At 40.0% G+C, this 21,132-nt stretch carries 14 protein-coding genes; 8 read left to right on the top strand and 6 right to left on the bottom strand.

Annotated features, from left to right (window positions below; genetic code table 11):
* The first annotated feature begins 32 nt into the window (after window positions 1-32).
* From ACYVM0_RS22160 to ACYVM0_RS22145, 4 genes are all read left to right on the top strand, one after another.
* Window positions 33-5,339, top strand: coding sequence for a S8 family serine peptidase (locus ACYVM0_RS22160; RefSeq protein ID WP_460560772.1), 5,307 nt, complete (start codon window positions 33-35; stop codon window positions 5,337-5,339).
* A gap of 78 nt (window positions 5,340-5,417) precedes the next feature.
* Window positions 5,418-6,155 (top strand): ferredoxin--NADP reductase, encoded by a 738-nt coding sequence (locus tag ACYVM0_RS22155; RefSeq protein WP_460560770.1) that lies wholly within the window; start codon window positions 5,418-5,420, stop codon window positions 6,153-6,155.
* An 18-nt stretch (window positions 6,156-6,173) separates the two neighbouring features.
* Window positions 6,174-6,620 (top strand): DinB family protein, encoded by a 447-nt coding sequence (locus ACYVM0_RS22150; RefSeq protein ID WP_460560768.1) that lies wholly within the window; start codon window positions 6,174-6,176, stop codon window positions 6,618-6,620.
* A 33-nt stretch (window positions 6,621-6,653) separates the two neighbouring features.
* On the top strand, window positions 6,654-8,573 hold the full coding sequence (locus ACYVM0_RS22145) for a DUF3857 domain-containing protein (RefSeq protein ID WP_460560766.1): 1,920 nt from the start codon (window positions 6,654-6,656) through the stop codon (window positions 8,571-8,573).
* A gap of 11 nt (window positions 8,574-8,584) precedes the next feature.
* Here the strand turns inward: ACYVM0_RS22145 and ACYVM0_RS22140 are convergent, their stop codons facing one another.
* Window positions 8,585-10,429 carry a hypothetical protein gene (locus ACYVM0_RS22140; protein WP_460560764.1) on the bottom strand — a complete coding sequence of 615 codons (1,845 nt, stop codon included), beginning with the start codon at window positions 10,427-10,429 and terminating at the stop codon, window positions 8,585-8,587.
* A gap of 145 nt (window positions 10,430-10,574) precedes the next feature.
* Window positions 10,575-12,047, bottom strand: coding sequence for a glycine--tRNA ligase (locus tag ACYVM0_RS22135; protein WP_460560762.1), 1,473 nt, complete (start codon window positions 12,045-12,047; stop codon window positions 10,575-10,577).
* Between the two features lie 89 nt (window positions 12,048-12,136).
* On the opposite strand from ACYVM0_RS22135, the gene ACYVM0_RS22130 reads away from it, so the two are divergent.
* A complete protein-coding gene (locus ACYVM0_RS22130) occupies window positions 12,137-12,424 on the top strand; it encodes a hypothetical protein (RefSeq protein WP_460560760.1) in 288 nt (95 codons plus the stop codon).
* Here the strand turns inward: ACYVM0_RS22130 and ACYVM0_RS22125 are convergent, their stop codons facing one another.
* The 4 genes from ACYVM0_RS22125 to ACYVM0_RS22110 are packed head-to-tail and all read right to left on the bottom strand — an operon-like array spanning window position 12,425 to window position 15,114.
* The gene (locus tag ACYVM0_RS22125) at window positions 12,425-13,402 is read right to left on the bottom strand and encodes a YihY/virulence factor BrkB family protein (protein ID WP_460560759.1); all 978 of its coding nucleotides are present in this window, start codon (window positions 13,400-13,402) and stop codon (window positions 12,425-12,427) included.
* A gap of 4 nt (window positions 13,403-13,406) precedes the next feature.
* Window positions 13,407-13,742, bottom strand: coding sequence for a nucleotide pyrophosphohydrolase (locus tag ACYVM0_RS22120; RefSeq protein WP_460560757.1), 336 nt, complete (start codon window positions 13,740-13,742; stop codon window positions 13,407-13,409).
* Between the two features lie 29 nt (window positions 13,743-13,771).
* Entirely contained in the window at window positions 13,772-14,224 is a 453-nt protein-coding gene (gene dtd, locus ACYVM0_RS22115) for a D-aminoacyl-tRNA deacylase (protein WP_460560756.1), read from the bottom strand.
* On the bottom strand, window positions 14,221-15,114 hold the full coding sequence (locus ACYVM0_RS22110; RefSeq protein ID WP_460560754.1) for an RDD family protein: 894 nt from the start codon (window positions 15,112-15,114) through the stop codon (window positions 14,221-14,223). The genes dtd and ACYVM0_RS22110 overlap by 4 nt, the downstream gene beginning before the upstream one ends.
* 350 nt (window positions 15,115-15,464) lie before the next feature.
* Between ACYVM0_RS22110 and ACYVM0_RS22105 the strand changes: the two genes are divergently transcribed.
* The 3 genes from ACYVM0_RS22105 (at window position 15,465) to ACYVM0_RS22095 (ending at window position 21,132) form a co-directional block, all read left to right on the top strand.
* Window positions 15,465-18,833 carry a vitamin B12-dependent ribonucleotide reductase gene (locus ACYVM0_RS22105; RefSeq protein WP_460560753.1) on the top strand — a complete coding sequence of 1,123 codons (3,369 nt, stop codon included), beginning with the start codon at window positions 15,465-15,467 and terminating at the stop codon, window positions 18,831-18,833.
* Between the two features lie 123 nt (window positions 18,834-18,956).
* Window positions 18,957-19,550 (top strand): hypothetical protein, encoded by a 594-nt coding sequence (locus tag ACYVM0_RS22100; protein WP_460560751.1) that lies wholly within the window; start codon window positions 18,957-18,959, stop codon window positions 19,548-19,550.
* Between the two features lie 121 nt (window positions 19,551-19,671).
* Complete coding sequence (locus ACYVM0_RS22095; protein WP_460560749.1) at window positions 19,672-21,132, top strand: DUF5723 family protein; 1,461 nt, start codon at window positions 19,672-19,674, stop codon at window positions 21,130-21,132.

Here is a 21,132-nt window from a genome sequence, read left to right as displayed (position 1 = left end):
ATTTTTGAGTACCAACAAGGATATCCAGACACATGAATAATTACCGATTCTTACTACAGCTATTTGTAAGCCTTTGCCTTTCAGCTTTTTCGTATGCACAAACGACTACAGTGCCCGTGCATTTTGCCAAAGGGGATTTTATTCCCGGCAATAATATCAGCAACAAAAATTTTGCACCCAACGATTTACAAAGCTCTTTATATGGCGATCGGTATTTTTCACTGATCCAGTTTTCGGCATTGCCTTCTTTAGAAACAAGGCAACAATTAAAAAATGCCGGCGTAGAATTAGGCGAATATATTCCTGGTAATGCTTACCTGGCTGCAATACCTGCAAATTTTGATTTTGCCCTGGCGGCCAATTATAAAATAGTATCCATTAATACCTTGCCGGCATTGTATAAAATTGATGCGGCGGCATTGAATATAAAAAACGGTATTGCTAAAAACGACACTAAACTTGTAGCCATAACCTGCAATGCAGCCGTAAATAATAATACTGCCGGGGAAGAAATAAAAATGACGGGTGCAGTAATTGTGCCTACAAAATTTGACCGGCCCAATATTATTTTCATCAAGCCAACATCGGCCGGTATCATCAACACTATTGCTGCACTGCCCTTTGTTACTTATATCGGTGCACAGCAAATGAATGCCACACCGGTTAATTATAATGATATTGCATTGCATGGTTTCAGCGGCGTGCAATCTTATCTTGGAAGGAACCTGAAAGGAAAAAATGTAACCATTGGTGTGGGTGATAATGCGGATATTTCTACGCATATGGATTTTACAGGCAGGTTGATCAACCGGGTGTTTAGTGTACCATCGGGCCACGGTACCCATACTTCGGGCACTGCAGCGGGGGCCGGCATTATCAACCCGGTGTACCAGGGCATGGCACCAAAGTCAACCATCATCAGCCAGTGGTTTACTGACGTGATCACGAATACGCCGGTATATGTTACCGATAATAACATGATTGCCACCAACAATTCTTACACTACTGCCGATAATGCCTGCCCCGGCGAGGGAGTGTATGATATTACCAGTAATTATATAGATGCCCAGATGAAAAGCTATGATGAAGTGTTGCATGTTTTTGCAGCAGGTAATGATGGAACTTATACCTGCAGTTCGTATCCTCCCTCTTTTGGTACCGTAAAATCGGGATGGCAATGTGCCAAAAATGTATTGACCGTAGGAAATATTGACGGCGCTGCCTATACAGTTTTTTCAACCAGTAGCCGTGGGCCGGTACAGGATGGAAGGGTGAAGCCGGAAATTGTTACCAATGGCACAAATACAATGTCAACGCAGGTGAATAACGCTTATGGTAATAGTTCTGGTACCAGTATGGCTACACCGGTAGTTACAGGTGCCAGTGCATTATTAAATGAAAGGTATCATCAATTGCATGGCAGTAATCCTAAAGCTGCATTGATAAAAGCACTGATGTGTAATACAGCAGAAGACCTTGGCAACAGCGGCCCGGATTATACCTATGGCTTTGGCTTGCTGAATGTGAGAAGAGCAGTGGAAGCAATGGAAGCTAATCAATATATTATCAGCAGCACACCTAACACTTCTTTCCCCATTACTATTCCTGCAGGGGTACGCAGGGTAAAAGTAATGTTGTATTGGGCAGATGCGCCGGCAGCGGTTGGTGCAGCATCGGCATTGGTAAATGACCTTGACCTGACAGTTACGGATAACCCGGTAACTGTTACTCATCTTCCTTTGATATTAAATGCAACGCCTGCCAATGTTAATGCTATTGCAGCAGAAGGTGCAGATCATAAAAATAATATTGAGCAGGTAGTGATCGATAATCCGGCTGCGGGCAATTACCTGATGAATGTAAGTGCTTTTGCTTTGCCACAGGGGCCGCAGGAATATATACTTACTTATCAATTTGATATGAATGGCATTACTGTGGAATATCCTTTTGGCGGAGAAACACTGGTGCCGGGGCAGGCTGAAAAAATACGCTGGTCGGCTTACGGAGATGAAAGCAATACTTTTACTGTGGAATATTCCACCAATAACGGGGCGGCATGGACCACGGTAAATAACAATGTTGCGGCAACGGCACGTTCCGTTAACTGGACGGTGCCAATTGCAGTAACCAATGATTACCTGATAAGAGTTAAACGTAACAGCAGCGCATACACTGACCAGAGCGATTATAATTTTTCGGTAATTGGCCAACCGGTTGTTACCGCTTCAGTACCCTGCGAAGGATTTGTACAACTGAACTGGGCTGCTATTACCGGTAACACGGGTTATGATGTACTGCAATTGAAAGGCGATAGTATGGAAGTGATTGCAACTACTTCAGGAACTTCCTACCTGGTGCAGGGGCTTAATGCCAATACCACCTATTGGTTTGGTGTAAGAGCAAACAATGGCGCTTTTCACGGAAGGCGTTCGGTATCTGTAAGTGCATTGCCTGCAACCGGTGTTTGTACTTTATCCAACTTTGACAATGATTTTAAAGCAGTATCCATTGATGCACCTGTAACAGGAAGACAGTTTACATCTTCGGCATTGGGTGCCGCAGAAACGATAAAGCTTACAGTAAAAAATCTTGACAATACTGCTTCATCAGGAACTTATGATTTGAGTTACCAGGTAAACGGAGGCGCAATAATTACAGAAGCCGCTTCAGTAATTGTTCCTTCTCTAGGCACCTATACGCATAGCTTTGCAACCGCCTTTGATTTTTCTGCAACCGGTACCTATAGTATTAAAGCATGGGTTAAAAGACCGTTGGATACACAGGTGCTGGATGATACAGTTATAGTAACAATAAAAAATTTAGCGAATGCACCAGTCACACTCCCTTTAACTGAGGGGTTTGAAACAACTATCAATAAAGAGTACACGAGTAGTATGATTGGCCTTGATGGTGATGACAGGCTGGATTTTAAAACCAGCAGCACGAGGGGAAGGGGCAGAACATTTGTGAACACCGGTTTTGCATTAAATGGCACAAGAGCAATTACATTAGACCAGTTTCCTAATGGCGTATTAAGTACCGACAGTTTGCTGATAACGTATAATGCAGCTGCTTATAATACCGGTAACCAGTTGCGGATAGAATTCAATTATAAAAATCACGGGCAGGATAATAACCCGGATAATAAAGTATGGATAAGGGGAAGCGATACCAGCCCATGGGTATATGCGTATAACCTTGTAAGCAACCAGGCTGCATTAGGGCAATGGAAAAATGCTATTATTAATGTGAATGATGTATTGGATACAGTATTACCTGCCCAACCCATTACTTCAGGTTTTCAAATTAAATTCGGACAGCAGGGTAATACTTCTGCCAATGTTCCCAATCCTTTGGTAGACCAGGATGATGGTTATACTTTTGATGATGTAAAATTCCTGGAGGCATTTGATGATGTGGCGGTACAGTCCGTTTTATCTCCGGTTGTAAGTGGTTGCAATGCTACAGGTGTTCAGCCGGTGACCCTCACCATTAAAAATTACAGCAATACCACTTTTAATAATGTGCCGGTTAGTTACCGTATCAATGGCGGAGCTCCTGTTGCCGATATTATTCCTGTGATAGCACCTAATACTTCAACAGCATTTACTTTTGCCGTTCCTGCAAACCTTACGGTTAATACAGATTATACTTTTGATTTTTGGGTAACAGCAGCAACAGATACTTATCGTGGCAATGATAGTATTGTTAATTATACATTTCATACCAGTGCGGTAATGGCCGTAACTGCGGCCCAGCCATATCTTGAAGGTTTTGAGATGGGTGATGGCGGATGGTACACCAAAGGCAATAATACCAGCTGGCAATGGGGTGCGCCTGTAAAAACCATTATTAATAAAGCACCCAACGGAACCAAAGCATGGGTTACCAATTTAACGGGTAATTATAATGATAACGAATTCTCTTACCTGTATTCACCTTGTTTCGATCTGAGTGCACTGACACATCCTGTGTTATCATTCAGCCATATTTTTAATGTAGAAACCGATTATGATTTTACCTGGGTGGAATATTCAGCTGATGGTGGCGTAACGTGGAATAAACTCGGTGCTTCAGGAACGGGAACAAACTGGTATGATGTAGCAGCACCACCACGCTGGCGTTTATCGCAAAATAAATGGCATGTAGCCAGTACCGATATCCCGGTAAATTCTTCTAACGTACGTTTCAGGTTTGTAATGGCCAGTGATGGCGGGCTGGATATGGAAGGCGTGGGAATTGATGATATCCATATTTTTGAAAAGGCAAACATTTATACAGGTACAAATATTACTGGAGGCATTACACAGCCTGTTTCAGGAAACAGCTGGATACATTTTGAATCAGGTGGTAAACGTATTGCATCTGTAAATCCCAACGGAAATAATCTCGGCACAACAAGTGCTTTCGTGTATTTTAACCCTGCGGTTCCTGTACGATTCAGCAGTAATAAGCAGTATTATTTAGACAGGAATATTGTACTTAAGGTTTCTAATCAACCCGGTGGCCCCGATGTAGGGATACGTTTTTATTTTACTGATGCAGAAGCCAAAGCACTGATGAATGCAACGGGCTGCGCCTTGTGTACCACCATCAGTGACCCGTATGTAGCTGGTGTTACGCAATACAGCGAAACAGGTAATACCAATGAAGACGGCGACCTGGCCAATGATGTAAACGGGTTCTTCCAGTTTAAACTACCAGCCAATGTGGATGTTATACCTTATGATACCGGTTACTATGCAGAGTTTTATGTGAACAGCTTCAGTGAATTCTGGATCAATAACGGTGGGCTGGGGGCTAACCAGCCTTTGCCGGTAAGCCTGCTTTCTTTTGAAGCCAGCAAGCAGAACAGCAGTGTATACCTGCAATGGATAACCGAAAATGAAGTGAACCTTTCTTCTTTTGTAGTTGAACGAAGCAATAATGGCAGTACCTTTTCAGCAATCGGAACAGTGGTGGCAAATAACTCAAACGGAATAAGCCGGTATAATTTCACTGATGCCCATCCGTTGAAAGGCAATAATTATTATCGTTTAAAAATGCTGGACAGAAATACTGCTTTTAGCTATTCTCTTATAAGAAAAGTGAATTTTAAAATTGACGGAAATGATATTGTTATCTATCCTAATCCTGTAACCAATTCAACCCTTACAATAACATCTTTAGTTAATTGTAATGCAGCACAATTGTTTGACGCTGCAGGAAAGCTTGTACGGGGATTTGTATTGAATGGACGAAACAATGTTTTAAGTTTAACCGGGGTTGCCAAAGGAATGTACCAATTAAAAATTGTTACAGAAAAAACTGTATACACCCATAAGATAATTGTACAGTAGCCCGGTAATGGCTTCTTCTTACTGTAAAACCGCACTTGAATTATTGAGTTTATTTGTATCTTCCAAAAAAATTAACTCATGGCACTTGAACCGTGGCGTATTGCCAAAGTAATAAAAATTGAAAATGAAACATTCAATACCAGGCGGTATTGGATGCAGGTACCCGAACTGGATAAAGTAGATTTTAAGCCGGGCCAGTTTGTTACATTGGATTTACCTATACATGAAAAGAAAAATAAACGCTGGCGCAGTTATTCCATTGCCAGCTGGCCCGATGGCACCAATGTATTTGAACTGGTGATTGTATTGCTGGAAGATGGCGCAGGCACTTCTTATTTGTTTAATGAAGTTAAAGTAGGGGATGAAATTTCTTTCCGTGGGCCGGTGGGTGTTTTTACTTTGCCCGATGTGCTGGATACGGATTACTATTTGATTTGCACAGGAACCGGAATTGCCCCGTTCAGAAGTATGTTGCATAGTATTGTCCTTAATAATACACCACACAAGAATGTGTATTTAATTTTCGGTACCCGTAAAAAAGAAAATTTATTGTATTACGAAGAATTAAAAAATCTTGCTGCTGCCCATCCGGGTATTCATTATATACCGGTTTTGTCGAGGGAAGAATGGGATGGCGCAACAGGTTATGTGCACCAGGTATATAAAGACCTGGTATTGTCAAAAAAACAAGGGGAAGAATTACCACCGGCACATTTTTATTTATGCGGATGGAAAAATATGATTGATGAGGCCAAAAAAACCATTACTGAATTGGGCTATGACCGGAAAATGATTCACCAGGAATTGTACGGGTAAATTTAAAATATAAATTTTATGGAGGTTAAAAACTTATTTGATACCGTCGTTAAAGAGGATATCATCAACCGGATAAATAAATTAACGCCGCAAAGCCATGCCCAATGGGGTAAAATGAATGTTGCCCAAATGCTGGCGCATTGCCAGATGCCACTGGGTGTGGCCACAGGGAAACATACCTTAAAAAGAAATTTTTTTCTTAGCTTAATTGGCCCTTTGTTTAAAAAGCAATTGTTTAATGAACAGCCGTTCAAACGTAACCTGCCTACAGATAAATCTTTCATTATTGCTGATCCGCAAACATTTGAAAAGGAAAAACAAAACCTTATTGATATGGTGAATAGTTTTTCGGCAACTTCTATGTCTGGCGAACCACACCCTTTTTTTGGTAAACTCACTAAAGAAGAATGGAGCAAGGGTACCTGGAAACATTTAGACCATCACCTGCAACAGTTTGGTGTATAATTCCGTCTTTTATACAATTAATTAATTTGTACAATGAAAATCAAACTCCTTTTAGTATTACTTGTGTTAATTGCACCGTTTGCATCGCAGGCCCAGGATTTTCCTGACTTTGGAAATGTAAGTGCCGAAGAATTGCAATTAAAAGAATGTGCGTTTGACAAAGATGCCAATGCAGTGGTGTTACTGGATGAGGCCATTTCTGATCATGATGACGAACGTCACCTGCTTACCTATCACCATGTGCGGATAAAAATTTTAAAAGAAAAAGGTTTTGATGAAGCCAATGTATCACTGCATTTTTACAGGAAAGATGATTTTGAATTTATTGACAGGCTGGAAGCAGTGGTAATTAATGGAAACGATCCTGCAAGTCTTACTACCCAAAAATTATCAAAAAAAGATTTTTATACCCGTGATTTCAACGACCGTTTGGGTGTGGTAACATTTACTTTTCCCAATATAAAAGTGGGCAGTATTATTGAATACAAGTACCGGAGTTTTATGAAGCATTACGGAGGCTTGCAGGATTGGTATTTTCAACAGGAATTGCCCACGGTAAAAAGCAAATACACACTTACAGTGCTGCCCAACCTGGAGTTTAGTTATCGCATTAGTAAAAGGGAAGACCTGGCTGTAACTGCAAAGTCAGATAAAGAAAGTGGTAAAGTGTATTTTGAGATGAATAATATCCCGGGGCTTACCGATGAACCTTATATGGACGCCAGGAAGGATTATATTCAAAAGGTAGATTTTCAATTGAGTGGTTATAATACCGGTTTTGGTAAAACCAATTACATGACTTCCTGGGATGAAGTGATCAGGGAGTTACTTTCGGCTAAGGAATTCGGAGTTCAATTAGGAAAAAATATTCCCGGCACGGGATCGTTTACCGATGAAGTAAAAAAACTTACAGCAGAAGAAGATAAGATGAAGGCGGTTTACAAATATGTTCGAAGCAATATGAGCTGGAATAATATGCATAGCAGGAATGCTTATGACGGGGTGAAAGATCCCTGGGAGAAAAAGAAAGGGACCAGCGGAGAAATAAACCTGATACTGGTAAACCTTTTAAAAGATGCAGGCCTGGAAGCCTACCCGGCTTTGGTAAGCGAAAGGTCGTATGGCAAAGTAAATGTACAGGTGCCTTTTGTTGATCAGTTCAATTCAACTGTTGCCTGTGTGGTAATTAAAGGAAAGAAATATTACCTGGATGCCACAGCTACTTACACACCGGCGCATATAACTCCTAATGGAATTCTTAATACCACAGCGCTGATTGTAAATAAAAAAAGCGGAGGTTTAGTTAATATTACCAACGACTCTTTGCAGTATAGTGATTATATAAGTGCACAAATGCAACTTGATACCAGTGGTGTTCTTTCAGGTGAGGTGTATATAAAAAGTGAAGGGTATTCCCGTATAAGAAGGTTGAGTGCACTCAAAGAAGAGGGACAGGAAAAATATGTAAACTTTTTTTACCAGAAGAATGGCATTACGGTAAAGGATTTTGAATTTTTAAACCAGGACAATGATTCGTTGCCGGCGGAACAGAATTTTAAATTCAGTACCAACCTTGCAGGCGGAGACCAATATTTGTACCTGCCGGTAAACATGTTTTCGGGGTTTGAAAACAATCCTTTTACCAGGGCCAGTCGTTTCAGCAATATAAATTTTGGGTATAAAAGAACCATCAGCACTTTTGCTACCGTTACTTTACCTGCTAACTACACAATAGATGCATTGCCGAAAAATGTGAGGATGACCACGCCTGATAAAGATATTGTGTTTAATAAATCAGTAACTTATGATAAAGAAAATAATTCGGTGACCTGTATGCTAATGTTTGATTTTAAAAAGAGTTTATATACCGTAGACGAGTACCCTGTTTTAATGGAAGTATATAAAAAGATGTTTGACTATTTGAAGGAGCCGGTGGTGCTGAAGAAAAAATAAATTCTTTTACGTTATTCCACATACAGTTTCTGGTAGATATCCGATACTATAGTACTGGGTTCATTAATATTCTGCAGTGTAAGCTGTAACCTGTTGATATAATCCACGCAGCTTTTCCTGGAGAAAAACCCTTTTACGGCAGAAGGATGCTGGTAAGCATCAAAAGTGTTTTTGGCATCCCATTCTATAGCCTTTTTAGCCAATGCCTTATCACCTGCCTGTGCAGCCAGGAAGGAGAGCACCTTGCAGGCTAATGGCTGATTAACAGAAAGGTCATTGAACTTACCTGCCATCAGTTGAACCCATTTTTTAGCGGTGGAGGTATCTTTCTTTGATAAATAATACTGGATAATAGCCAGGTGCGTACTCACCACAGTATTATCCCCATCAAAAGAAACAAAGCTTTGGCTCTCTTTATAATTGCTGGTAACAACCATGTGCTTTTCGGCAATAAATTTTTCCAGGGCTTTTATTTCTTTGGTGTCGGGATCGGCACCGGGTTTTCGGGAAAAATTTATTTTGTACACAATACCCGTTGGTGAAAGATAATTGCTCAAATAATCATCAGCAGCATTGGTAGTATAAATGGGTCGTTTTAAAAAATTATTATCAACGATATCCAGGATCAAAAAATCGTTGATGAACAAATAGTTCCTGAGTTCAATGGTTGCCGGCTTAGCAGTTGCAATAGCCGGGGGGATGATAATTTGCTTTGAGGAATAAGCAGCTGCGGCACCGTTTTCCTGAAGGGCCGAAAGCAATTGATTTTTTGAATAAATGAATTTGATAAACTCATGCAATGATAATGGCTTAACCTGTTTAGTCTTGCCTTTTGGTTCTTCAAAATAAGCTATATCCGATGCAACATCTTCTAAATACGATTCCGGTGTTGAAAAACTGACAAGTCCTTTTTTTCTTAATAATAACGGGTAAACCGGCAAGCCCAGTAAACTGTTGTTGATAACGATGATATCTTTTCTGTAATTTAATTTTTCCTGCACATACCATAATTGATAGGTATCATTATCGCCGTATGTAAACAGGATGGCATTTTTGTCGCAGGAATTTAAATAGTTTTTTGCCTGTTTAATATAACGTTCATCAAGAGCAATCTTATCCAGGTATTTTCTTGCTTCTTCATCACGGCCGCACATAAACAACTGGTTGTAATAATGCATGTACTCGTTAAATAACTTCAGGTTGCCGTTACCAATTAAAGTTTGATAGTTGGGATTTAACGCATTTAGTTTTTCAAACTGCTCAATACCATGATTGATATTTAATTTCACTTTTTCCACTCTTGCATCAGATGGGAATTGCGTTCTTTTCAAGGGCGTTTGTAATGAATCATCTGCGGTGTAAGATCCGCCCTGGCTCCACAAATAAGTATAGGCCATATTATCATAAGCCCTGCCCAGGCCATCTAACATTGTGTCAGAAAGATCAGTGGCATTTCCAAAATCGCTGATCATATCACGTTGCCAGCTCTTGTAACCGTAATAACGGATATGATCGTAGTTATACCAGCCATCCTGCAGGTAAGGTTCCAGTTTGGTTTCAAAATCAAGACTGTCGGAGGCGGTGGAATAAGTATTCGCTAAATCATGGTACATGCCATCTGTTATGCTCCAGAATATTTTTTCACTAAGGAGTGCATCCTTTTTTATTCTGTCTATCTGCTGCACATACCAGCCGTCTTTCTTTTTGGCAAAATTGGTAAAGTTGTCATTGGCCTCCTCAGTAGTATATTTTGTAAAAAACGTTTTTAAAACTTCGTAGTAAGTGGGTATTGTATGTTGCGCAAAAGCAAAAATGCTTACAAAGCTTAAAGCAATACTCAAGATAATTTTTTTCATAAAAAGGGTTTAGCTAAAAATTAAGCGCACTCTAAATTATTATTCTTTATTGGAAAAGAAGTTTGTTTTTAGAAGAACATAAAGCGATGTCAAATAAAAAGGGAGTATGCTCATACTCCCAAGTTATTCATTACATTTAAAATAATTAGTTAATTTTCTCCAGCACCAGCCTCTTCACTTCACTCAATGCAATTCTTTCCTGTACCATGGTATCCCTGTAACGAATGGTAACGGTATTGTCTTCTTTGGTCTGGTGATCGATGGTTACACAAAATGGCGTACCAATGGCATCCATGCGGCGGTAGCGTTTGCCAATTGCATCTTTCTCTTCGTAAAAACACATGAAACTGCTTTTGCAATCATTCATCAGCTCTCTTGCAATTTCGGGCAGGCCATCTTTTTTTATCAATGGAAGAATGGCCAGTTTGGTAGGTGCGATTTTTGCAGGAATACGCAATACCACACGGCTGTCTTCGGTACCATCTTCTTTCAGCCATTTTTCTTCGGCGTAAGCTAAACTCATAATGGTTAAAAACAAACGGTCCAAACCAACAGAAGTTTCTAAAACATACGGTACATAATTACCATACGCTTTGCCGGTTTCCGGGTTGATATCATTATCGAAATACTGTATTTTTTTCCTGCTGTACGTTTGATGTTGTGTAAGGTCAAAATCAGTACGGCTGTGAATACCTTCCAGCTCCTTCCAGCCAAAAGGAAATTCAAATTCTATATCCAGCGCAGCATCTGCGTAATGCGCTAATTTAACATGATCGTGAAAACGCAATTTTGCGGCGGGTATACCCAAACTCTCATGCCATGCTTTTCTTTCTTCTTTCCAGAAATTATACCATTCCATTTGAGAACCCGGACGAATGAAGAACTGCATTTCCATTTGTTCAAATTCCCTCATCCTGAAAATAAATTGCCTGGCCACAATTTCATTGCGGAAAGCTTTACCGGTTTGCGCAATACCAAAAGGTATTTTCATGCGGCCGGTTTTTTGCACATTTAAAAAGTTTACAAAAATACCCTGTGCAGTTTCCGGGCGTAAATACACTTTATTGTCGTCAGGATTATCTGAAGCTACTGCACCAAATTCTGTTGAGAACATGAGGTTAAACTGGCGCACATCTGTCCAGTTGCTGGTTTTACTAACAGCACATTTTATTTTATTGTCTTCAATTAATTTTTTTAACCCTGCATAATCATCTTTGGAAAGCAGTACATCCATAGCAGCCAGCAGTTCTTCTGCTTCTCCTTTACGGCCTGCGGCTTGCAGCTCATCTGCATATCCTTCAATCAAATGATCTACACGGTAACGTTTGTTACTGTCCTTATTATCAATCATAGGGTCGCTGAAATTATCAACGTGTCCGCTGGCCTTCCATGTGGTAGGGTGCATAAAGATGGCTGCATCAATACCTACAATATTGTCGTGCAGCTGCGTCATGCTTTTCCACCAGTAATCACGGATGTTCTTTTTTAGCTGGGCACCGTTCTGGCCATAGTCATACACTGCCGCAAGGCCATCATAAATTTCACTGCTTTGAAAAATGTAACCGTACTCTTTACAGTGTGCAATAAGTTCCTGGAAATTATTTGTTTCGTTTGCCATAAGGCTGCAAAAGTACGCCAAAACTCAAAAGTTATGAACCGAAATTTAAATAAACTGTATTTTCATACCTTTTAAAATAAACTGCTGCAATGACAGAAGAAGAGAAGGAAAAAATAAGGCAACAAATTAAAAACGGATATCCTGAGGGAGAAATAAAAAATCGGTTAGTTACTGAAGGGTTTTCTGAGGAAGAGATTCGTGAAATATTTACAGCACGCAAAGCCGATATGAGATCCTGGTACCTTATTTCGGCAACCCTGGTTTTTATTCTGGCAGTATATATTTTTTCCGGAACCGGTTTGATCAGCCTGCTTTTTTTCGGCCTTTCAGGTTTGTTATTTTATGAATATTATAAAGTGCAAACTAAAAAGAAATAACTATTTTAACGCATCTGTATCCGGTGTTTTTATCACCGCCTTCTCTTCCGGTTGCTGCTGAATGGATTTTACAGATTCTACTTCTATCTGTTGTATCCATACCGCATAGTCATTAGGATAAATTCTTGACCCCGTATGTACCGCATACACATGTGTAAATACGGCACCAAAATACAATATCATAGCAGAATAATATACCCACAACAGCATTACAATTACAGAACCAGCTGTGCCATAGGTACTCGACAATTTGCTATGCCCTAAATAATAGCCAATTAAAAATTTGCCTACCATAAAAAGTGCGCCGGTAGTAAAAGCACCTGCCCTTACATGTCTCCATCTTATTTTAGCATCAGGCAAAACTTTAAAGATCATGGCGAATAATAATGTGGTAATACCAAATGTAAGTACAAGGTTGAGGATGTACACCAGTATCACTGTTAACTGCGGAAACATTTTAGTAAGATGGTTGATCAATGCATCCATAGCACCATTGATCAACAGAGAAACGAGCAATAAAAAACCAAGGCTTACCACAATGGAAAAAGAAAGCAGCCGGTTGAATACCATCTTAATTAGTCCTTTTCCTTTTTTGGGTTTGGCTTTTAACTTCCAGATGAGATTGATGGAATCCTGTATTTCGCTGAATACACTGGTGGCACCAAATAATAAAGTAATAACACCAACAATGGTTGCAAAATTGCTGCTGTTGGATAAAGCCGCACCACGTATAGTTTGTTGAATTTGTATAGCTGCATCTGTACCCACAAAGGCAGATATCTGGTGGTATAAGGTACCTTCAATTGCAGCCCTGCCATAAAAAATATCACTCACCGAAATAATGATGATGAGCATAGCAGGCAAAGAAAATATCGTGTAAAAAGCAAGTGCCGCACTAAGTTTAAATACTTTGGTATCAATGAAATCAGCAAAGGATTGTTTTGTGATGGTCCATATATCTTTTACTGAAAATTTCATGTGGTCATTTTAATTTATCATTATTCTTATGCCTTTCCGCATCCCTTATATTTTTCTTTTCAAAATTCTTTTGCAGTGCAGTCGTTAAATCTACACCTGTTTGGTTGGCTAAACAAATCAATACCCACAAAACATCTGCCATTTCATCACTTAGTTCTTTTCCCTTATCGCTTTCTTTAAAAGATTGCTCGCCATATTGCCGCACCATTAACCGGGATAATTCACCAACTTCTTCCATTAATATGCCAAGATTGGTTAACTCACTAAAATATTTTACACCTATGGTTTTTATCCATTGGTCAACTTGTTGTTGGGCCTGCCTGATTGTAATGTCATTCATACTTACGTTGTTTAAAGGGCTTTAGCCCATCATTCTTTGTTTTTACTGTCAATAATTATCGTCACCGGCCCGTCATTCAGCAAGGCAACTTTCATATCCGCACCAAACTCACCCGTAAAGATTTTCTTTCCCAGGTCATTTTCCAGTTGTGCAATCATTTTTTCATACAGCGGTATAGCTACATCGGGCTTGCTTGCCTTTATATAAGAGGGACGATTTCCTTTTTTAGTTGCGGCATGCAACGTAAACTGGCTGACCAATAAAATATCACCATCCATATCCTTTACCGAAATGTTAGGTACTTTATTTTGGTCATCAAAAATGCGCAGGTTAACGATCTTGTTGCTTAGCCACTCAACATCTTCCAGGGTATCGGCATCTTCTATACCCACTAAAACCAGCAGGCCTTTTGCAATAGCCGATTTAATATGGGCATCAATAGTTACTGATGCATTACTTACTCTTTGAATTACAACTCTCATGAGGGCATATTTAATTCGGCATCTAAAATAATATCTTCCATTGCAGCATCCTCGCTGTTTATACTTTCCACTACGTAAGTATTTGTCATCGTATCGTGCCAGCCTCTCGGCTCCGCACCAAAAAAACTAAATGCTTCAAATGGAATTAAACGGCAGAAAGTTCTTCCTAAAATTTTTGCAAAACCCGGACGAACGCCATACTCATTTACAATGGTAGTACCCGTAGCACATTTGCCTGCCGTAGTATTAAATATTCCTTCCAAAATAATATAGTAGATGAGTAAAACAGGAATTTCAATAGCAATAAATATTTCAGTAGAAAACTCAATATGACTGCTCAATTGATTACTGAATACCTGCAGGTTAGTGAGAATAATAAAAGCCACTACTATTGCATCTACCAGCCTGTTGGTAAAGCGCAATCCTGCCGGTGCCGGCCAAAACTGCCCAGTACGTTCATTACCCTGGCCAATAAAATGCAGCTTTGCTGTTTTGTTATAAGACAACATCCTCAATCCTGTAACACTGCATACGATCAAAGACAGGTTAATTACACAACCCACATAAAAGGTCCAGTTTACATCCGGTGGCCTGTTATACGGTCCATAAGTTTGAGAAAAAAACTGCACATACCAGAATACAAGAAAAGGAAATGACATTATTTCCAGGCACATAATTATTCTTAATAAATTACTGCGTTTAAATTGCGAAGCAATAAAAATAACCACACCCGCTATACCTGCAAAAACCGGTATATACCTTATAAAAGCACCGATCTGAAAACCATAATCACCGGCTTCAATTATACTCCGGAAAAACCAGAATAAATTATAGCCATAAGTAACAGCAAAAACAACAGCGATGATGGTGTATATTTTTTTGGGATTCATCAGGTGAATTTTACCCAAAGAAATAGCTAAATATCTACACCAGAAAAAATTAAAAAAATAAATGGCTGGAATGATGGAAATACCAGATAAAGTACTTTGAAATTTTCACCCGGGAGCGAAAATGCCCTGAAACAGGGGGAGAGAAATTTTACTGAAAAAAACAAGATTTTAAACGAACATTTTTTTTAATAAAGTGGGGAAAAGTGAGCAAACGCAATACAGGATTGCGTCTTTAAAATTATCCACCAATTTTGTCCACAAGTGTTAATATTAAAAAGTTTGTTTGTTCGTCTGTAACAAATATTTTCGTTTGCTTAACAATTACTTAACCCACCATAAGCACTTATTATATGTCAACGAAAAAACCATTATCCCCCCAGGCGTTGCAATTCAGCCGCCAGTTCACTAAAGAAGGTGTTAGTCCGTACGATATGTTTGAGTATGATTATCGTACCTCTGTTATTAAAAACCCTACAGGCGAAGTAGTATTTCAAATGGATAATGTGGAAGTGCCGAAACAGTGGAGCCAGATCGCTACCGATATACTGGCACAAAAATATTTCAGAAAAGCAGGTGTGCCACAGGCTGATGGTACCACAGGAAGAGAAACAACAGTGAAACAAGTGGCCCACCGCATGGCACATTGCTGGCGTGTGTGGGGCGAAAGATATAATTATTTTGCAACCCCCAACGATGCACAAATATTTTACGATGAATTAGTATACTCCATTTTAAACCAGGCCTGCGTGCCTAACAGTCCGCAATGGTTTAACACCGGCTTACATGAAGTGTACGGTATTACCGGCAAACCACAGGGGCATTATTATGTAGATGCTATTGACGGGCAATTAAAAAAATCTGCCAATGCTTACGAACGTCCACAGCCTCATGCCTGCTTTATCTTAAGTGTAAATGACGACCTGGTGAACGAAGGTGGCATCATGGATCTTTGGGTTCGTGAAGCCAGGATTTTTAAGTATGGCAGTGGTGTTGGAACCAACTTCAGCAGCATCCGTGGTGAAGGTGAAAAATTAAGCGGCGGCGGTACATCAAGTGGTTTGATGAGCTTCTTAAAAATCGGTGACCGTGCAGCAGGTGCTATTAAAAGCGGCGGTACTACAAGAAGAGCCGCTAAAATGGTTTGCCTGGATCTGGATCATCCTGAGATTGTAGAATTTGTTACATGGAAAACCAAAGAAGAAGATAAGGTGGCTGCGTTAATTGCAGCAGGCTACTCTAACGATTATGAAGGCGAAGCCTACAGAACTGTCAGCGGGCAAAACAGCAACAATTCTGTTCGTATTCCAAACTCATTCTTTAAAGTGTTGGATGAAGATGGAGAATGGGAATTAAAAGGCAGAAGCGATGGCCGTGTGATGAGAAAAATAAAAGCCAAAGACCTTTGGGAAAAAATTAATTACGCTGCTTGGCGCTGTGCTGATCCCGGTACACAATACGATACTACAATTAACGAATGGCATACTTGCCCAGAAGGCGGGCCCATCAGGGCTTCTAACCCATGCAGCGAATACATGTTCCTGGATAACACTGCCTGTAACTTAGCGAGTGTTAACCTGCGCCAGTTTTTTGAAGAATCAACCAACACATTTGATGTAAAAGGCTTTGAACACACTTGCCGTTTATGGACAGTAGTGCTGGAGATATCTGTATTGATGGCGCAATTTCCATCTAAAGAAGTAGCACAATTAAGTTACGATTACAGAACATTAGGTTTGGGTTTTGCAAACCTGGGTAGTATGTTAATGGTAAGCGGTATTGCTTATGACAGCGAAGAAGCAAGAGGTATTGCAGGTGCCATCACCGCAATCATGACGGGTGTTGCTTATTCCACTTCAGCAGAAATGGCCGGCTTCCTGGGGGCATTTGATAAATACGAAGAAAATAAAACCCACATGTTACGTGTAATGCGTAACCACCGTGCGGCTGCATACGATGCACAGGATGCATTTGAAGGCATTGAAATTAAACCACAGGGTATACAGGCGAAATATTGCCCGGATTATTTATTAAAAGCTGCTACCAAAGCCTGGGATGATGCAGTACAATTAGGTGAAAAATATGGTTACCGTAATGCACAAACCACGGTTATTGCACCAACAGGTACCATTGGTTTGGTAATGGATTGCGATACTACCGGCGTAGAACCTGATTTTGCTTTGGTGAAATTTAAAAAATTAAGCGGTGGTGGTTATTTCAAGATCATCAACCAGAGTGTACCTGCAGCACTACGCAATTTAAAATACAGCGAAAGCGAAATTGAAGAAATTGTAAACTATGCCAAAGGCCATGCCTCATTAAATAACGCTCCTTTCATTAATGCCAAAACATTGATGGAAAAAGGATTTACCACGGAAGATATTGAAAAGGTAAATAAGGTTTTGGGAGCTGCATTTGAAATTGGCTTTGTTTTCAACGTATATACTTTAGGCGAAGATTGTTTGCAACGTTTAGGATTTAAACCTGAACAATACAACGATTTTGGCTGGAGCTTACTGGAAGCATTAGGATTTAGTGATGCAGAAATTGAAGCCGCCAATACTTATATCTGCGGTACCATGACAGTAGAAGGAGCGCCTTATTTAAAAGACGAACATCTTTCTGTATTTGATTGCGCTAATAAATGCGGACAGATCGGTCAGCGTTACATACATGCACACGGCCATATCCGCATGATGGGTGCAGCGCAACCATTCTTAAGCGGTGCCATTTCTAAAACCATTAACCTGCCTAACGAAGCTACACAGGAAGAAATTGCTGATGCTTATCGTATGAGCTGGGAATTAGGTTTAAAAGCGTGTGCGCTATACCGTGATGGTTCCAAATTATCACAGCCATTAAGCAACAAATCTGATAAAAAGAAAAAATTAGACGATCCTATCACGGAAGAAAAAGCAGCAGAACTGGCAGCAAACATTTCTACCATGGTGGATATGGGTAAACTAACCATTGAAGAGTTGCTGGATGAAATGAACAAACGTGTACAAAACAGTGCCGATACTTCTTTAAAACGCCAGCTGGCCATGATTGTTGAGCGCAGGGCTTTACCGGCAAAACGCAGGGGCTTTACGCAAAAAGCAAAGATCAACGGCCAGGCATTATTCCTACGCACCGGCGAATACAATGATGGTACATTAGGTGAAATATTTATCGACATGGCAAAAGAAGGTGCTACCATGCGTAGTATGCTTAACTGTTTTGCTATTGCAATTTCTATCGGATTGCAATATGGTGTGCCTTTAGAAGAATATGTAGAAAAATTTGTGTTCACCCGTTTTGAACCAAGTGGAATGGTAGAGCATCCGAACATCAAATCCACTACTTCCATCATCGACTTTATGTTCCGCTCATTGGCGTATGAATATTTAGGCCGTAACGACTTAGTTCATGTTTTGGATAAACAACCTGAAGTACAGAATACAGGTAACGAACCATGGGATGAAGCCACGCCCACTATCGGCGACCGCAAACCGGAGTTGAGTGAAGTAAGGGTAATGGGCAGTGCCGCACCACAGCCTGTAAAAGCAGAGCACCGCACAGCATCAGCACCAAGGGTACACAACCCGATGGATGCCGTAAATGCAGCTGCTAAAAGTATGCAGAGTGATGCACCAGCCTGTAACACCTGCGGACACATTACTGTACGCAGCGGCACCTGCTACAAATGTTTGAACTGCGGTAACAGTATGGGTTGCAGTTAATAAATCGTCAGAACACACAAGCACATAAAAAAGCCATCCCCCAACTTGTTGGAGGGGTGGTTTTTTGTTTTATACAGTAGTAGTTGCAAAACCCTGTCGGCGGCTACAAGCCCCGACAGCGGTTTGATAAAATACCATGTACAGGGTATAGATTCCTTTCACTACAACAATAGCTTTACAGGAAAAAGAATGGCCACAGAATTGATAACCGGCTGGGTGTATAAAAAGGGAGAACTTACCAGGCAAAAGATGGATAACCGGATCATTGGTATAGCAGTGATTATTTCGCTGATACTTACTTTTACGGTGGCCTGGCCGTTAACGCATACCGGCATTCCGTTTACCGGTAAAATAAATAAGTGGTTGTTGTTAATAGTGTTTTTTGGTATTGCAATATTGGCCTATTATAGTTTAAAATTCTTTTCAGGGAGTATATTTATGTTGTACAGTAAAATTGCAGGCATTAAAGAAGAAGAGATCATTTTTACCAGCCATAAAATTACCAGCACCAATAAAACATGGGTATTGAACAATGAAATAAAAAAACTGACCAAAGTAAGTTTTACTACAGCAAAAAATAACGAACTGGTTTTTAAAGGAACGGAAACAAAACCCGGAAAAACGCCGGTTAACTACACCATTACCATCCCCGTGCCGTTAGGGGAACTGCGAAATGCTGAAAAAGTATATGAATACTTTAAAGCGCAACAATCCTGATGCAACCTTTGCAGCAATGCCTTAACAAAAGCAAATAATGTATTAGTAGTACCTTTATTGTTTCTGGTGAACCATGCAAAAGATGTTTTTTACCCGGCCCTGTAAATTAATTAAAAGCCTCATGTTTTTAATTTTTATCCAGGTAGCTTGCTTTAATGGAATTGCCCAGTCTTATATTGGGTATCACTCTTCTGCTTATGCAGGCGTGTATAGCATTGTAACCAGCCCTGCAGATATTTTAAATCACCGTGTAAGGGGCGATCTTAATTTGGCCGGTATTTCAACAGGTATTGGTAACAATACCATCAAATTCAATTATAAAAAACGTAATGATGATAATGGAGGTGTTACCTTTCCCAACCCCATCACAAAAAACGGCAAAATGAATTTCAATACCGATGTATTCGGCCCGTCTGTATTGATAAGGTTATCCGATAAAAATGCCATCGCACTTACTACAAGAGCAAGATTATTTACCAATATACACGATATCAGCAGTGCTATTTTAAATTCAGAATTACCCGATACCATACGGGCACAATTTATTGGTACTACACTATTAAATACCAATATGTCGGTGAATATGCATGGCTTTAAGGAAGTGGCGCTTACCTACAGCAGGCAAATTGCCAATACAGATTTTGGTGTATGGAAAGCAGGAGTATCGGTAAAATACCTGGGAGGAATAGCCGCAGTTTCGCTCAGTACCAGTAAGTTTTCTTTTATTCATGATTCTATTGTAGATCCTGTTGATAACAAAAAAAAAGATGCTCTCATTAACGCACAGGGAAGTATCATTCTGGGTTACACTAAAAACATAGATTCACTTTCGGGTAGTGATTTTACTTCGTTTAAAAACAAAGGCCTGGGACTTGATATCGGGGTTAGTTATGAGTTCAGGGATGAAATGCAGGTATATGAAACCCGGTACAGCGACAGAACAGCTAACTACATCTGGAAAGCGGGGGCTTCTATTACCGATATCGGGTTTATCCGTTACCACAGGCAACAAACAAAAGGTATAGTTACCAATTTTAATGGCAACACATATACGATCGACCAGTTAAGCCTGCCATCAGATTCTACAGAAGCCTATCAAATAGCGAACTATTACAAAAATCTTTTTAACGCAAGAACAGAGCCGCCGGAACTTACCATGCAATTACCTACCACATTGCACTTAACTTACGATCGCAATTTTAATAAATGGCTGGGTGTGCAGGGGCAAGTGAATATACCCCTGGTGTTTTCTAAACTCAGTTACTACACCGGTAACTATAATCCTGTTGCAGTATTTGTTACGCCAAGGGCGGAAGTTCCGATGGGAGGTTTGTATTTACCGGTAAGCTATAATTCCATTTCAGGCTTCCAGGCAGGTGCAGCCTTGCGTTTAGGCCCGTTGGTAATCGGGTCATCCTCTATCATTAATTCAAGGGTTTTGGGAAAAACAAAAACAGCTGATGTATACTTTATTTTACGCCTGCCATTATTTGGTTACAGGGAATATAAAAATAAAACCTATAACCGGGAGAATCCGGGGCTTACAAAAAAGCAACGCAAAGCATTAGATTGTCCGAAATAG

It is taken from the genome of Ferruginibacter profundus, from assembly GCF_054783275.1.
The sequence above is the reverse complement of the archived record's forward strand: the minus strand, read 5'-3'. Positions and strand labels throughout refer to the sequence as shown.